The sequence below is a fragment of the Halomonas bluephagenesis genome, from assembly GCF_054790765.1.
Genome location: NZ_CP133631.1, coordinates 1,338,947 through 1,354,071 on the forward strand (window position 1 = coordinate 1,338,947; position 15,125 = coordinate 1,354,071).

12 protein-coding genes and 1 pseudogene are annotated in these 15,125 nt (G+C 50.9%); 6 read left to right on the forward strand and 7 right to left on the reverse strand.

Annotated features, from left to right (window positions below):
- Positions 1 to 14: 14 nt before the first annotated feature.
- Complete coding sequence (locus REH51_RS05900) at positions 15 to 1,112, reverse strand: ABC transporter ATP-binding protein (RefSeq protein WP_498937161.1); 1,098 nt, start codon at positions 1,110 to 1,112, stop codon at positions 15 to 17.
- Between the two features lie 224 nt (positions 1,113 to 1,336).
- Here REH51_RS05900 and REH51_RS05905 point away from each other — a divergent pair, with 224 nt between their 5' ends.
- Positions 1,337 to 2,362, forward strand: a complete 1,026-nt coding sequence (locus REH51_RS05905) for a Fe(3+) ABC transporter substrate-binding protein (RefSeq protein ID WP_009724890.1) — start codon at positions 1,337 to 1,339, stop codon at positions 2,360 to 2,362.
- A 145-nt stretch (positions 2,363 to 2,507) separates the two neighbouring features.
- On the opposite strand, the gene polA is transcribed toward REH51_RS05905, so the two are convergent.
- Positions 2,508 to 5,282 (reverse strand): DNA polymerase I, encoded by a 2,775-nt coding sequence (polA, locus tag REH51_RS05910; protein WP_498937163.1) that lies wholly within the window; start codon positions 5,280 to 5,282, stop codon positions 2,508 to 2,510.
- Between the two features lie 174 nt (positions 5,283 to 5,456).
- Here polA and REH51_RS05915 point away from each other — a divergent pair, with 174 nt between their 5' ends.
- Positions 5,457 to 6,413: a homoserine kinase gene (locus tag REH51_RS05915; protein WP_498937165.1), complete on the forward strand. Its 957-nt coding sequence runs from the start codon at positions 5,457 to 5,459 to the stop codon at positions 6,411 to 6,413.
- Complete coding sequence (gene speA, locus REH51_RS05920; protein WP_009724893.1) at positions 6,413 to 8,332, forward strand: biosynthetic arginine decarboxylase; 1,920 nt, start codon at positions 6,413 to 6,415, stop codon at positions 8,330 to 8,332. The genes REH51_RS05915 and speA overlap by 1 nt, the downstream gene beginning before the upstream one ends.
- A gap of 159 nt (positions 8,333 to 8,491) precedes the next feature.
- Here the strand turns inward: speA and REH51_RS05925 are convergent, their stop codons facing one another.
- From REH51_RS05925 to REH51_RS05940, 4 genes and pseudogenes are all read right to left on the reverse strand, one after another.
- Positions 8,492 to 9,157, reverse strand: a complete 666-nt coding sequence (locus REH51_RS05925; RefSeq protein WP_009724894.1) for a fumarylacetoacetate hydrolase family protein — start codon at positions 9,155 to 9,157, stop codon at positions 8,492 to 8,494.
- Positions 9,158 to 9,286: 129 nt separating this feature from the next.
- Positions 9,287 to 10,270 carry an ectoine hydroxylase gene (thpD, locus tag REH51_RS05930; RefSeq protein ID WP_009724895.1) on the reverse strand — a complete coding sequence of 328 codons (984 nt, stop codon included), beginning with the start codon at positions 10,268 to 10,270 and terminating at the stop codon, positions 9,287 to 9,289.
- 188 nt (positions 10,271 to 10,458) lie between these two features.
- Positions 10,459 to 11,262: a Crp/Fnr family transcriptional regulator gene (locus REH51_RS05935; protein WP_009724896.1), complete on the reverse strand. Its 804-nt coding sequence runs from the start codon at positions 11,260 to 11,262 to the stop codon at positions 10,459 to 10,461.
- A gap of 492 nt (positions 11,263 to 11,754) precedes the next feature.
- Positions 11,755 to 12,591 (reverse strand): annotated as a pseudogene (locus REH51_RS05940) (manganese catalase family protein).
- A 342-nt stretch (positions 12,592 to 12,933) separates the two neighbouring features.
- Between REH51_RS05940 and REH51_RS05945 the strand changes: the two are divergent.
- The gene (locus REH51_RS05945; RefSeq protein ID WP_009724898.1) at positions 12,934 to 13,383 is read left to right on the forward strand and encodes an META domain-containing protein; all 450 of its coding nucleotides are present in this window, start codon (positions 12,934 to 12,936) and stop codon (positions 13,381 to 13,383) included.
- A 152-nt stretch (positions 13,384 to 13,535) separates the two neighbouring features.
- Here the strand turns inward: REH51_RS05945 and REH51_RS05950 are convergent, their stop codons facing one another.
- Positions 13,536 to 14,072, reverse strand: a complete 537-nt coding sequence (locus REH51_RS05950; RefSeq protein WP_498937167.1) for a substrate binding domain-containing protein — start codon at positions 14,070 to 14,072, stop codon at positions 13,536 to 13,538.
- Between REH51_RS05950 and REH51_RS05955 the strand changes: the two genes are divergently transcribed.
- Positions 14,038 to 14,565, forward strand: coding sequence for a DNA adenine methylase (locus REH51_RS05955; RefSeq protein ID WP_498937720.1), 528 nt, complete (start codon positions 14,038 to 14,040; stop codon positions 14,563 to 14,565). The two genes, REH51_RS05950 and REH51_RS05955, sit on opposite strands and share 35 nt — an antisense overlap.
- Before the next feature lie 33 nt (positions 14,566 to 14,598).
- Positions 14,599 to 15,033 (forward strand): hypothetical protein, encoded by a 435-nt coding sequence (locus REH51_RS05960; RefSeq protein WP_009724901.1) that lies wholly within the window; start codon positions 14,599 to 14,601, stop codon positions 15,031 to 15,033.
- Positions 15,034 to 15,125 lie beyond the last annotated feature (92 nt).

Genomic DNA, 15,125 nt, shown 5'->3' on the forward strand with positions numbered 1-15,125 from the left:
TGGGAAGCAAAAAGTTAACGAGGAAAGATAAATACCTGGGAGTGGTCCAAGTCGATATCAATCGGCTGGCCCTCCTGGGGTAAAAACACGCCTGGCACACGGGCGTGAAGGTGAGCTTCCTGGCCATCTTCTCCATGCGCACATAGGTGAATAAGGCTGGAGCGCCCTAACAGCTTAGCCATGACCACATGACTATGATTATGCGGCTCTACAGGCAGGGCGCGCTCTTTGATGCGTAACGCTTCTGGGCGAATCATCACCTGGGCGTTGCTGCCTTCTGGCAACCAGCTGGCATCTACCGGCCCCACTGGCGTGGCGACAAAGCCCCCCTTAACGACGCCGCTTAATTCATTCACTTCGCCAAAAAACGTCACCACAAAGGGGTCCACTGGCGCGCAATAAAGCTCGCGGGGCGTGCCTGTTTGAACGATTTTGCCATCTCGCATCAGCGCGATACGGTCTGCCATAAACATGGCTTCTTCGGGGTCGTGGGTCACTAGCAGGGTTGCTGAGCCAAGCTTTTTCAACACGTGCAGCGTATCGTCTCGGATGCGATCACGTAGCCGCGCATCCAGGCTAGAAAATGGTTCATCCAACAGCATCAGTTTAGGCGTAGGTGCTAACGCGCGCGCCAGTGCTACGCGCTGCTGCTGCCCACCTGACAACATATGCGGATAGCTTTCTGCATAGTCGGCCATACCGAGCTGGGCCAGCAATTCCAGAGCACGTTCCCGGCGCTGGCTAGAGGGCAAACTTTTCAGACCGAAGGTAACGTTTTCCAGCACGCTAAGGTGTGGAAACAAGGCGGAGTCTTGGAAGGCGAGACCAACATTGCGCTTTTCCGGCGGCACGTGACGCTTACCTGGAGCCGCAATGGATAGACCATCAAGACTAACCGAGCCTTCCTGCACGACCTCCAAGCCCGCAGCGATTCTAAGCAGTGTGGTTTTGCCGCAGCCAGAAGGGCCCAGTAAACACACAACCTCGCCTGGAGCGATATCAAGGTCGATGCCTTTTACCACTTTATTAGCCGCAAACGTATGCTGAACACCACGAAGCGACAGTGCTAATGCAGGAGCCGACACATCGGAAAGTGACACAGTTGCCGTCATTATTTCACCATTGTCTCGTCCACCCGCGACATGATAATCGCATGCCGCTGCGAACACGGTTGAAAGTTATTTACATTCTATTTTCTATTGAGCAGAGATGCACGCTTCTTGCTAAACAGAGGATGCGTTTCATTAGCATTTAACTTGACGCCAACCAAGAGAAGCGTTTCAATACGCGATGTCGCTAATGCAACTTATTATCATAAACATTCAGGGTATTTGTTATGAAAAAAGCACGTCTTACGGCTACCGTAGCTGCCATCATGGCGGGTTCTGCTTTTGCAGGTAGCGCGCTCGCTAACGAGGTCAACATTTACTCCGCTCGCCATTACGATTCTGACGAGATTCTCTACAAAGCATTCACTGAAGAGACCGGCATCGAAGTTAATGTACTGGAAGGCGACTCAGACCAGTTGATGGAGCGCATGCAGCGTGAAGGCATTGCTAGCCCTGCTGACGTAATGCTTACCGTTGATGCAGGCCGCCTATGGCGCGCCGAGCAGGACGGCCTTTTTCAAAGCGTAGACTCTGATGTGCTCAACGAGCGCCTGCCAGAATCAATGCGCCACCCTGACGGCCTGTGGTTTGGCTTTAGTCAGCGCGCACGGGTTATTTTCTACAACCGTGAGAACTTTGATCCCAGCCAAATCAGTTCTTATGAAGACCTGGCCGATCCGCAGTTTGAAGGCCAAGTGTGCATTCGCTCTTCCAACAACATTTATAACCAGTCGCTACTAGCCTCAATGATTGAGCATCACGGCGAAGAAGGTGCGGAAGAGTGGGCCCAGGGGGTTGTGAATAACATGGCCCGCGACCCTGAAGGCGGCGATACCGATCAGATTCTTGGCGTTGCGAGCGGCGAGTGTGACTTAGCAGTCGCAAACCACTATTACTACGTTCGCATGCTGCATTCCGATGAAGATGCTGATCGCGAAGCCGCACGCAAAGTGGGTATGATTTTCCCCAACCAGGATGATCGTGGCACTCACGTTAACGTTGGCGGCGCAGGCTTAGTGGCTAACGCGCAAAACGCAGAAAACGGCATTCGCTTCCTGGAGTTCTTAGCCTCTGACGAAGCTCAGGAAGTACTTGCTGACCGTAACTACGAGTTCCCCGTCGTGGAAAGCATCAAGAAAAACCCGGTGCTTGAGTCTTGGGGTGATTTCGAGAAAGACGATATCAACATCAGCATCCTGGGTGAAAACAACCCAGAAGCGATTCGTATTTTTGATCGTGTAAGCTGGCGTTAAGTTCTGCGGCTCTACGGCTCTTAGGACTCATGAGCCGCAAGCCTAACTAAAAAAACACCTGCAGCTCAGCTGCAGGTGTTTTGCATTAGATCCCCCGTAACGAGCCCGTAACGTTTAAGCCTTACTTAGCCTAACGGGCTTAATACTAGTGGGCTTCATCCCAGTTGGCGCCGCTTTCGGCTTCAACAATCAGCGGCACACTAAGCGTGGCAGCAGCTTGCATACGCGCCCGCACCTGCTCAATAAATGCCTCAACTTGCACTTCGGCCACCTCAAACACTAGCTCATCGTGCACCTGCATGACCATGAGTGCATCAAACTCCTCTTCAGCAAGCCATGCATCGACATCAATCATCGCCTGCTTGATGATATCCGCTGCAGTACCCTGCATAGGCGCGTTAATTGCGGTGCGTTCGGCACCCTGGCGGCGGTTACGGTTTTGCGAGTGAATCTCTGGCAAGTACAGCCGCCGCCCTAGTACGGTTTCTACAAAGCCATCTTCCGCAGCTTGGGTGCGAATACGATCCATATACCGGGCAACGCCGGGATAACGGTCAAAATAGCGATCGATGTAGGTTTGCGCCTGGTTGCGATCAATATGCAGCTGGCGTGATAAGCCCCAGGCGCTCATACCGTAAATCAGCCCAAAGTTGATGGCTTTGGCACTGCGCCGCTGGTCGGCAGAGACTTTTTCAAGCGCGGTACCAAAGACTTCTGCCGCAGTTGCGGTGTGGATATCGCGCCCTTCCGCAAATGCGTTCAAAAGCCCCTTGTCTTCTGAGAGGTGCGCCATAATGCGCAGCTCAATTTGCGAGTAATCTGCCGCCACAATGCGATAGCCTGGGCGAGCCACAAACGCTTGGCGGATTTTGCGTCCCTCTTCCGTGCGAATCGGGATGTTCTGCAGGTTGGGATCGGATGACGAAAGCCGCCCTGTCGCCGTCACCGCTTGGTGATAGCTAGTGTGCACTCGACCAGTAGTTTTATTGAGCAGGCGCGGCAGCTTGTCAGTATAGGTGGACTTAAGTTTCGCTAGCCCGCGGTGCTGCATAATCACCTTGGGCAACGGGTAATCCAGCGCCAACTCTTCTAGCACCGCCTCTGCGGTAGAGGGCGCACCTTGGGGGGTTTTCTTGATCACCGGAATTTTCTGCTCTTCGAACAGAATCTGCCCCAGCTGTTTGGGTGAACCGAGGTTAAACTCACGACCTGCCAACTCGAATGCTTCGCTTTCAAGCTCACGAATACGGCGCTCTAGCTGTTGGCTCTGCTCGTGTAGGCGCTCGGCATCCAGTGCCACGCCATTGCGTTCAATCCGCGACAACACGTTAATCAGCGGCAGCTCAAGATGATCTAGAACGTCCGCTAAACGCCCTTCCCGTTCCACCTGAGGGCGGAGCGTTTCTTGCAGCCGCAGCGTGATATCCACATCTTCACAGGCATAAGGAACCGCCTGTTCCAGGGCGATCTGGTTAAACGTGAGCTGTTTGGCACCTTTCCCAGCGATCTCCTCGAAGGAGATCGTTTTTTCGCCCAAATACTTCAGCGCCAGCGAATCCATGTCGTGGCGCGTGGCGGTGGAATTCAGCACGTAAGAGGCGAGCATGGTGTCGGCCAGCGGCCCCACCACGTGAATATCATAGTTTGCTAGCACAGAAATATCGTACTTAAGGTTCTGGCCAATTTTGGTTTTTTCAGGATCTTCCAGCAGCGGCTTTAATGCCTGCAGTACCTGTTGACGATCAAGCTGTGCGGGAGCATCCAGATAGTCATGGGCCAGTGGAATATAGGCAGCTTCACCGGCCTCCAGCGCCAAGCCGACGCCTACAATGTCGGCGTCCATATAATTCAGGCTAGTGGTTTCTAAATCGAAGCAAAAACGCTCAGCTTGCTTCAAACGCTCTAACCACGCATCGAACTCAGCTTGCTCAACGATGACATGGTCATTTCGCTGGCTGGAAGGCACGGCGCTTTCAGCGGCGTCAGTAGTGATGTTATCAGGCGCGGGCTCGCCCCCTTTTACGTCATCAACACCCTCGTCGTTACCCGCCAGCAGTTCAGCCAACCACTGCTTAAACTCCATCTCTTTATAGAGTTCCACCAGGGCTTCGCGGTCTGGGTGCGCAATATCCAAGTCATCCAGACCCACGGGGAGTTCGCAGTCGGTCTTAATGGTCGCTAATTGGTAAGAGAGAAAGGCTTGTTCACGGTGCTCTTCCAGCTTCTTCGGTAACGTTTTCGCACCACGGAAGCTGAGTGTTTTGACGCGTTCCAGATCACCGTAAATAGTTTCTAACCCGCCTTCCATACCTTGTAGCAGGCCAATGGCGGTCTTTTCGCCCACCCCCGGCACGCCGGGAATGTTATCAACCTTGTCGCCCATCAATGCCAGAAAATCAATGATCAGTGAGGGCGGTAGCCCAAATTTCTCTTTGACACCCGCTTCATCGAGGGTTTCTTCTTTCATGGTATTGACCAGTGTGATGTGGTCATTCACTAACTGCGCCATATCTTTATCGCCGGTAGAGATTACCGCATCACGACCCGCCTGGGTGGCATGGTGTGCTAGGGTGCCAATCACATCGTCGGCTTCGACCCCTTCAATGCACAGAAGCGGTAAGCCCAGCGCTTTTACACAAGCGTGCAGCGGTTTAATTTGGCTGCGCAGATCATCCGGCATGGGTGGCCGATGAGCTTTATACTCGCTGTACATCTCATCGCGAAAGGTTTTTCCTGGCGCATCAAACACCACTGCCATTGGGCTTTCCGGGTAGTCTTTGATCAGACGCTTGAGCATATTCAATACGCCCTTCACGGCCCCCGTGGGCTGGCCGTTGGAGGTCGTTAACGGTGGGAGCGCGTGAAAGGCGCGATACAGGTACGAGGAGCCATCGACAAGCACGATTGGGGCACGGGCCATAACCAATTCCATTGTTAGCAACACAGTAAGAAAGTCTATTGGCTATGATACGCGTTCACGCCAATGGCTGCAGAAACAACCGTTACGAATAACGCATTTCAAACTCACACAACGCTGCCAACTGACCCTGCAAGCCGCTACAATAATGGGCTTAGCAACCTGGGCGAGATTCTCATGGCTGTATTTACTCCGCTGAGCGACGTTCAGGTCGCCGCGTTTTTGGAAAAGTTTGATGTAGGCAGCTTCGTTTCGCTACAAGGCGTTGCCGGTGGCACAGAAAACTCAACGTTTTTTGTGACCACCGATCGTCGTGAGCTGGTACTAACCCTGTTTGAACAGGGCGAACATGAAGAGCTGCCGTTTTTTGTCGAGTTGTTGGATTACCTGGATGAGCACCGTTTACCGGTGCCCGGCACTATTCATGACCGCGAAGGTATTGCGCTACACAGTTTGGCAGGCAAACCTGCTCTGCTGTTTCCACGCCTACCAGGCAAGCATCCTAGTGCACCCAACCTTGCCCAATGCCAAGCACTGGGCAATACGCTGGGGCATTTGCATGTTGTCTCCCAGCGTTTTCCTGGCCATCGGCCAAACCCGCGCGACCTTCACTGGCTGCGTGCGGTGCATCACAAGGTGCTAACCTATATCAGCCCTGACGATCAGACGCTGATGAAAAATGAAGTCGATGACTTTGAAGGTGCCTTTAGCCAGCACGGCGAGCTACCGCAAGGGGCACTCCACGGCGACTTATTCCGTGACAACACGCTGTTTGAGGGCGACCAGCTAGGCGGCATTATCGATTTTTATAACGGCTGCACAGGCGATTTGCTATTTGACCTGGCCATCGTCATTAACGACTGGGCAACCAATGAGGATGGCACGCTGAACGCTGAGCGTTATGAGGCCATTCTTAGCGCTTACCAGGCACGCCGCCCTCTCACCGCGAATGAACGTGAGCTATGGCCTACCATGCTGCGCATGACCGCATTGCGGTATTGGTTATCGCGGCTGCTGGGCGTTTATGTTGATCCACCTGCTCATGACCTAACGCCTCACGACCCTGAGCGTTTCCGAACCATTTTAAAAGCGCGCATTGCATTTGGCGCACTACCGCTCCCAGAGGTTTATTGATGATCGAATCGGTGACCACCAGCGCCCAGGCCTTACGCGCCCGTCGCACATGGAATATTGACCAATGGGGCAGCGGCTACTTCGATGTAGACGACCACGGACAAGCACTGGTACGTCCGCTAGGCAGTGACGCTGAAGGCCCCGCGCTGCCGCTTAGCGGGCTTGTGCGTCAACTGCAAACTGCGGGTCTGCGGTTGCCGGTGCTAGTAAGGTTTAGTGACATTCTGCATGACCGAGTAGAGCAGCTGTGTGGTGCGTTTGATGTCGCGATGCAGGATATCGACTATCAAGGCGGCTACACGGCGGTTTATCCGATTAAAGTTAATCAGCAGCGCCGCGTGGTGGAAGAGATACTCGCTACTTCCGAGCGTGGCAATGGCCGTGTAGGACTGGAAGCAGGCAGCAAACCGGAGCTCTTGGCAGTGCTGGCACTGTCTGATGGCGGCTCTTCGCTTATCGTCTGCAATGGCTATAAAGACCGTGAGTACGTTCGCCTTGCACTGCTGGGAGAAAAGCTGGGGCACCGCGTTTACCTGGTTGTGGAAAAGCTCTCTGAGCTGGAGCTTATATTAGAAGAGGCTCGTGAGTTGGAAGTCACCCCACGTATTGGTTTGCGGGCACGGCTGGCCTCAGTGGGTAAGGGTAAATGGCAAAACACCGGTGGCGAAAAGTCAAAGTTTGGTCTGACAGCCAGCCAAATTCTTGACGTAGTAGCGACCTTGCGCGCTCAAAATGCGTTAGAAAGCCTACAGTTAGTGCACTTTCACCTCGGCTCGCAAATTGCCAATATTCGCGACATTCAGCGTGGTCTGCGGGAATGCGCCCGTTTTTACCAAAACCTGATGAGCCTAGGTGCGCCGATTGATACCGTCGATGTTGGTGGCGGGCTAGGAATCGACTATGAAGGCACCCGCTCACGCAGTTACTGCTCAGCCAACTACTCCATGCAGGAGTATGCACGTAACGTCGTTAGCGCTTTTGCGCAGCTGTGTCAGGAAGCTGACCTGCCCCAGCCCCACCTGATCAGCGAATCAGGCCGCGCGCTAACGGCTCACCATGCCGTGTTGATCACCAACGTGATTGGCGAAGAGCGCGTTAGTGATTCGCCTCCAGAGCGTTCTTCCCAGGAAGACCTTCAGGTGGAAGCCCTATGGCGGGTTTTTGAGCAGTTAGCCGAGAGCCAAGAGCCCCGTGTTCTGGTGGAAGCTTGGCATGATCTCTTGCAGGCGGTTAGTGAATTGCAAGACCGTTTCGTAATGGGTTTAAGTGATATCAATGCCCGCGCCGAAGGCGAACGGCTTTATATGGCGGCCTGCTCCCGCCTACGCGGTCAACTCGATACCCGTAATCGCGCTCACCGAGAAATTATGGACGAACTGGCTGAAAAGCTAGCCGACAAGCTGTTCGTTAACTTCTCATTATTTCAGTCGGTGCCGGACGTTTGGGGGATCGAACAGATATTCCCTGTCCTACCGTTGAGCGGGCTAGACCAGCCCCCGACTCGTCGCGCAGTCATTCAGGATATTACCTGCGACTCAGATGGCCGTATTGATAGCTACGTGGATGGTCAGGGCGTGGAAAGCACGCTACCGCTGCCCGAGTGGGCAAGCGATGACGAGCGTTGGCTAGGCTTTTTCCTGGTAGGTGCCTATCAGGAAATTCTCGGCGACTTGCACAACCTATTCGGCGATACCGACTCCGTCGATGCGGCACTGGGTGAAGATGGTGAGTGGGTGCTTTCTAACCTACAGGCAGGCGATACGGTGGCCGATGTTCTAGCCTACGTGAATTTTGATGCGCGGGTACTAAAACAAAAGCTCACCGAACAACTGGTCACTAGCGGCTTTTCGACCCAAGAGCAGGCAAAGTTTGCTGCTAGCCTGAGCGAAGGGCTAGAGGGCTATACCTATTTAGAATAGTGCGAGCGGAAGCCTAGCGTAGCCATCGCGGCCACTGAACGTTAACCACACCGACGAAAAGGCCACCGACAATGTCAGTGGCCTTTCGCTTAACTGCTTACATTTAACTGCTTACATTTAACTGCTTACATTTAACTACTTGGCGTCATCGCCATCACACTACTCTACTACGCTAGTGGTGATTTCTAGCCCGCCAGTCAACGTTAAACGCAGCGCGGCTCCACGGGGCAATTCGCCGACCCCCGCAGGTGTACCTGTCAAAATAACGTCGCCCGGCTCTAGCGTGAAGTGGCGACTCATCTCCGCCACCAACGTCGGGATCGCAAAGATCATATCGGCACCTTCCCCGTGTTGACGCTCTTCACCATCAATCTCAAGGGTGAATGCCAACGCATTCCAATTGGGTACACGGCTTAGCGGCAAGAACGGAGATAGCGGGCAAGCACCATCAAACGCTTTTGCTATTTCCCAAGGATGCCCTTTCTCTTTCAGCTTGGTTTGTACATCACGAAGCGTTAAATCCATCGCTAGGCCAATACCCACAATGGCACGCTCTGCTTCATCTTGAGTAGCGTGGGTCAGTGTCTCTCCCACTAAAAGCGCGAGCTCGACTTCATAATGTACATCGCCTCGTGAAAACGGCGGATCAAGTGGTTTAGTCAAGTCCACCACGCTGGTGGCGGGTTTCATAAATAACAGTGGCTCATTGGGAACCGGATTATCCAATTCCTTGGCATGGTCGGCATAGTTGCGGCCGACGCAGACGACTTTGCCCAACGCGTGGGGAAACTCCTGACCATCGGTGAACTGTGGAACAAAACGCATGGCGGGGCTTCTCCTTCTCATTATGCGTGCCGCATTCGCAACGACAGGCGCAACAGTCTACCCCAGCTATGCATATGTTCCACAATCTCTTCTACAGCATTTCATACATACCACTAGTGATACGTTAGATTATGCGTCGGGCGTCCAGCGATCATCAGGCCTATGCGCCAAAAAGCTAGGACGCTGACTTGGAGCAGCAAACGGTTCAACACAACGATTATCCGGACGATTAAACACAAAGAACACGTTGCTACGGGGATCAGGCGACAAATTGGCATTAGACGCATGTAGCGTGTTGCAATCAAACAGTAGCAAACCACCTGCTTTACCTTTTGGCGCTTCAATACCATGCTTTGCTACTAACTGAGTCAGCGCTTCAGAGCTGGGCACACCAATCTCCTGTGCTTTAAGCGAGCTTTTGTGGTTATCCTCCGGTGTTTCCCCTAAGCAGGGCACGAATTCCAGATGAGAGCCAGGGATTAGCATGAGCGGGCCATTGAACTCATGGTTGTCGGTCAAGATCAGTGAGGCGCTAACGGCGTGCATATTCGGCATACCGTCTTCCGCGTGCCACGTCTCAAAGTCGGAGTGCCAATTAAACCCTTTCCCGGCAAAGCCAGGCTTATAATTAATTCGCGACTGGTGCACGTAAGGGTCACCGCCGATAATCTGCCGGGCAGCCCCCGCTAAGCGCTCGTCTATGGCCAGTTGACCTAAACGCTCCGAAAGCCTGTGCACCGCAAACAGCGAGCGAATGTTGTGGCTTTCTGGCTCGGTAACGCTGAATTCTTGATCACGATAAGCATCATTGCTCATCAACAACGTCATTTCATGGCAAAGTGCCTCCAGCTCTTCGCCCGAAATCAGGTTTGGAATAAACAGAAACCCTTTGCGTTCAAACTCATCAAGCTGTTCTTGAGATAACGGTCCTGTTAAATCCCGACCTTTAACCACCGCATCACGACGCGGCAGGGTTAGCGAAGCTGGCGCCGATGCTAGGCGCGTTGGGTACTCATCCTGCACCGTTTCGCGCTGTGCCGACGGTATATCCATCATTTCACAGTATTGCTTATGGGCAGTGACGGTATTAAGAGGGTTGTTGCTGACTGTCATCTAATCCACTCCTTGTATGATTAAATTTCAGATCAATAAAAACATGTACTAACATTCACTTGTACATAACACCATCAATAGGGTAGTCAAATGACTAGCCCTTGCAACCCATAAGCTCTACTTTATAACGTGTGTTATGAAATCTCTTTAAGCCTTAGCAATTAAGCTCTAGCAATGGCTCTTAAAAACTAGCCAAGACAAATATGCCCATAAATAAAGTCACTATCAAAACCTGTGTTTTTTGCCATTTCTTCGGGTTTTAAAAGTTTGACACTACTACGAGTTTTACGAATAAACTTTTTTTGCTCAAGTGCAGTCATACAGCGACTAACGTGAACACTAGTCATTCCTAAAAGTTCTCCAACAGTTTCCTGCGTGACAGGAAAATCAAAAACATTACCTTCCAAAAGCCCTTTGAATTTAAATCGCGCATAAACTTCAAGTAAAAAATGCGCAACCCTTTCCACCGATCGATGATGCGTACAGCTTCTGAGACGCTCTATCGTAATATTATCATTCACCATGACGTAAGATGTAATTGCTTTCCTAACTTCCTCGTTTTCTTTACAAAGCGCATGAAGATGATCACCAGAAACCTTTATAAGCTCACAATTGGTAATAGGAAAAATAATAATATCACGACTTTCAAAAAAGCTTTCACGCATACCAATAATATCGCCAGGCATAAAAATATTACAAACATCCTGCCCACGTGAATTTGTTGCATGAGATAAACTTGCCCACCCCTCTTTTATAACAAAAATATCAGCACGACCTTCGCATACAGAGAAAACCTGTTGGTTTTTCTTTAGCTCTACAGGCTTCTGGCGTATTTTTGACAGCGAGTTAAGAGACTCCTCCCCCATCTCGCCATACAACCCCAGCACCTGCGCTATGTTGATACACGCCCCGTGATTGCTTAAGCTTCCAAGCTTGCTTTTACGACTTATGTCGTTCGCCAGGGGAACTCGATCTGCAGTAAGCCCTTTCATCTCTACACTCCATTGTAGTTAGACAAAAACTGTGCACTCCAGTCAAAAAGTACAGTCTAAAAATAATTAAAACAGTTGCGCAAAGAAAAATATAGTCAATGATCAATAATTAAACAAGGTACTTTTATAACTTAAACCCGAAAACATATTAAAAAAAATCAAACATTGACATTTGTTAAAAAACAACCCCTCCTCATTAACTGCTTTAATAAAAAACGTGCTTACAAAAATTAGCAACAACATCAACCATATATTATGAGCAAGATCATCACGCTATATATTTTACCCATCATCACAACCCACGTTGGTAACAGAAAACTTCCGCCACATCCCCCAATAACTCTTAAACATAAGCACACAACTTTCGGGCTACATTAAATAACACTGTCCCTATCATAAAAAAACCCTAGCAAGCCCTGCCAGGGTTATAATTTAGATAGATAATGGATCCTAGATTTTCTCAGTTGCCGCCATTAAGGCGTTGCGCGAAGCTTACTTGCCAGAGTCAATCTGTTCTATCTGCGCACCCGAATTCGCTTTCGCCTTACCTAGACTAGGCTCCTGCCCTTCAGGTTCAGGCTGATCGCGCACACTATATTTACTACGTCCATCCAACGATGGGCCATTTGACCAGCGGCCTTCTGGGGCTTTTTTATCTAACAACGTATTCAGGTAGTAATACGAATGTTGTGTCGCTTCGTTGTCTTCCGGCGTGGCTTTGGGAATAGGCAGTTGCTTCTCGAAGCCCCCCAACTCCTCGATCACAGCCAGCCACTGTTGCTGATGATAAGTATCTCGGGCAATCAGAAAGGAAAGAAAGTCCTTCATACCATGGTCGTCGGTCCAGTTATACAGCCGTGACGCCAACCCTCGACCACCCGCTTCCGCTGCCACGTTCGCCATCATATCAGCAGCAATATTGCCCGTGGCATAAACATGGCTCATATCAAAGGGAACGCCGTTGGCGTTAACCGGCATCGCGGAAAGCCCCGATGAAAGCAAATGTCGCGGATTCGCCCCACCAATAATCGCGTTCATAACAGGGTCTTTCGCCGTCGCCTCTTGATACGATACCGGCGCTCCCTCCAGGTTAAGCGCGACGGCATGTCCCAACATTTCAATGTGGGAAAGCTCTTCGGTAGCGGTTGACATCAGCATATCGCGAATTCGATCATCGCCTCTCGCTCCCATAGCCTAAAAAAAATACTGCATGGCTACTCGAATTTCTCCTTCAACGCCGCCAATTGCTTGTTGTAGCAACATGGCGAACTCAGGGTTTGGCTTATCCACTTTAACGGGATACTGTAATTTTCCAGAGTGATGGAACATCGTGCAATTCTCCTTAACTTATAACCACTCGATAAAACTCATATTCCTTACATTAGAGTTTTGATTCCTTAATAAAATGGCAAACACAACTCAGCACTTTTTAGCCATCATAGTATTTGATCACTATATAAAAGCCTTTATCGCTCAAGTCACTTTAGGTTAGCCAAACAGAAAGGGGAATCAAGTAGAAACAAAGCAAAGGCACAACGTTTAATTTATACATAAAACAATAAAACCTGATCTGATTAATGTTTGATAACAAAGCATCAGACATAAGATAAGGTAGCAAAACATTAATAACCCGATTACTATTTTACAATGAGAAACCTAGAGAAACGCTTTATGAAAAAACTATCCATCATCGCATCGACTATGGCCATACTGCTTGCCAATGGATGCCAATCGCATTCAGCGATTCACCAAGCAGTCAAGCCTGACGAAACGCTAACCAATACGTATTGGAAACTGGTCACGCTTGAAAATCAGCCTATTACCACCGCTGACAACTATCGCGAACCTCACCTTGTGCTCCATGAAGAAAAAACACGACTAGCAGGCTCAACTGGCTGCAATACCTTGATTGGCAGTTACCGTGTTGAAGGCAAACGGATAGCGTTTGAACAAGTTGGCACCACAATGATGGCTTGCCCTGACACGCAAATGCGCAATGAACAGGCACTGCTCAGCACACTTCAGCAAGTAGACGCCTGGCAAGTAAACGGCGGCACCCTGTCGCTTAAAAACGCCAATGGCAAACCAGTAGCAGTGTTTGAGGCCGTACATCTTTATTAGTCATCGGCTTGGTGACAAGCTCACTTAATGAAAGTGCCCTCCTGCCGCTGCTGCTCTCTATGCGCCAGGATGTCGACAAAAGCGCGCACTTTCGCAGGGCGAAAACGTGCTAATGGAAAAACGACATGTATGCCACCTGAGAGCAAGCTCCACTAGGGCAAAATATGTATAAGGCATCCAGCCGCGAGGTCACCTGCACTAGCATAATCCGGTAATACCGATATCCCCGCACCAGCGTACAACGCTTCGCGTACCGCCAGCGTCGCATCGAGAAAGATAGAGGCCCGCATGAGGATGGATCGACTCCCACCCTCATTTAGAGAAAAATCCCACTGCAACGGATGAGGCAACGCTTTATTAGCAATAAACGGAAAATCTAGTAGTTCTTCAGGCTGGGAGAGCTGCGCCACCTGTTTCTCAAGATTTGGTGATGCAACCAACAACTGCCGGAAAGAGCCTATTTTCCTCGCTTGTACGCTTGGCTCGGTTAGCCAACCAACGCGAATAGCAAGTTCGATGTCTTCCGACATCAGATCGACTTTCTGATCACTCAGCGTGGCATCGACCTTGCATTGCGGATAGAGCTGGGTATATGCCGCAATTGCAGGCACCACACAGGTGACACCGTAGTCGAAAGGGGCCGCGCTGTTCTTCCTGCGCCCCTCTCCAGCCGAGGTGGAAGTGCTCAACGATGTTAACGGTGATCTAGTGAACCTATACCGTATCGTTCAAAACCACCTGGAAGAGTTCGTCAGGCAGTTCAAGTGGGCGCTTTCAAGCCGCCAGGTGTTCGAGTGGCTGAAGATGACACGCCCGGAAACGCTCACTGATATCCAGCGAGCAGCGCGCTTCTACTATCTACAGCAGAATGCCTTCGGTGCCCGCATCGAAGGCCAGACGTTTGGCCCCGCCACCACCACACCTCCAGGGCTAAACCTGCTGCGCCTGGAAGAACCACTGTCAGCAGCTCACCTGCGCTTAGCCAGCACCTTTATTGAGCACCTAAGCTGGCAAGCGTGCATCGAGCGATACGACCGCCCAGACATCCGCCGGATCTTCGCGGACTACCACATCGAAACCACCGACATCCGCTACACCGTCGGCGGCGGCAAAGGATCAGACGCCAAAGAGGTTCTGATCTTCAGTTGGGATGTGGATGCAGAACCGGCAGGGCTGTTTTAAGCGATTTAGTAGTCACTACCACAGGACACAGAAATGGTTGATATCCTAGCAATAGGCTCAGGCCTCAAAACTGCGTATGAGCTTGCTCGGGCCGCTAAAGACGTTGACGATAAAGTGCGTGTCGATACAGCGATCAGCAAGATAATGGATCAACTCACTGCTGCCCAGTTTGGTTTATTTGAGATGCAGCAGCAGTATCAACAGTTGATCGATGAAAACCGGGAGCTAAGAGAACAGATAAGCAAGGAAGAACGCTTCAATCAGTATCGATTGAAAGAAACGCAGCAAGGTGGGTTTGTATTAGAACTCAAAGACGAGTATGTGACTGAAGATAACCCGAAGCATGCAATATGCCAGTTATGTTCACAGGAAGGTAGACTGACCCCTTTGAATAAAGATCCCCAGTACTACCATTGTCCTCGCTGCAGAGTTGCCACAGAGCATACATATCATGACCTGCCTTGCTAACGCTTAGTCAGTGCCAATTATCCCGCTAACCTGTGCCAAATACGCCACGCGCTTACATTCAGTTCAGTTATGAAAGTGCCCACGCTGTAGAC

What these genes read in the sequence shown, in the direction of transcription:
- speA (WP_009724893.1), top strand. Translation starts at nt 6,413, where the DNA reads ATGATCGAATCGGTGACCACCAGCGCCCAGGCCTTACGCGCCCGTCGC.
- REH51_RS05925 (WP_009724894.1), bottom strand. Translation starts at nt 9,157, where the DNA reads ATGCGTTTTGTTCCACAGTTCACCGATGGTCAGGAGTTTCCCCACGCG.
- REH51_RS05960 (WP_009724901.1), top strand. Translation starts at nt 14,599, where the DNA reads ATGGTTGATATCCTAGCAATAGGCTCAGGCCTCAAAACTGCGTATGAG.
- REH51_RS05900 (WP_498937161.1), bottom strand. Translation starts at nt 1,112, where the DNA reads ATGACGGCAACTGTGTCACTTTCCGATGTGTCGGCTCCTGCATTAGCA.
- polA (WP_498937163.1), bottom strand. Translation starts at nt 5,282, where the DNA reads ATGGCCCGTGCCCCAATCGTGCTTGTCGATGGCTCCTCGTACCTGTAT.
- REH51_RS05945 (WP_009724898.1), top strand. Translation starts at nt 12,934, where the DNA reads ATGAAAAAACTATCCATCATCGCATCGACTATGGCCATACTGCTTGCC.
- REH51_RS05905 (WP_009724890.1), top strand. Translation starts at nt 1,337, where the DNA reads ATGAAAAAAGCACGTCTTACGGCTACCGTAGCTGCCATCATGGCGGGT.
- thpD (WP_009724895.1), bottom strand. Translation starts at nt 10,270, where the DNA reads ATGACAGTCAGCAACAACCCTCTTAATACCGTCACTGCCCATAAGCAA.
- REH51_RS05935 (WP_009724896.1), bottom strand. Translation starts at nt 11,262, where the DNA reads ATGAAAGGGCTTACTGCAGATCGAGTTCCCCTGGCGAACGACATAAGT.
- REH51_RS05915 (WP_498937165.1), top strand. Translation starts at nt 5,457, where the DNA reads ATGGCTGTATTTACTCCGCTGAGCGACGTTCAGGTCGCCGCGTTTTTG.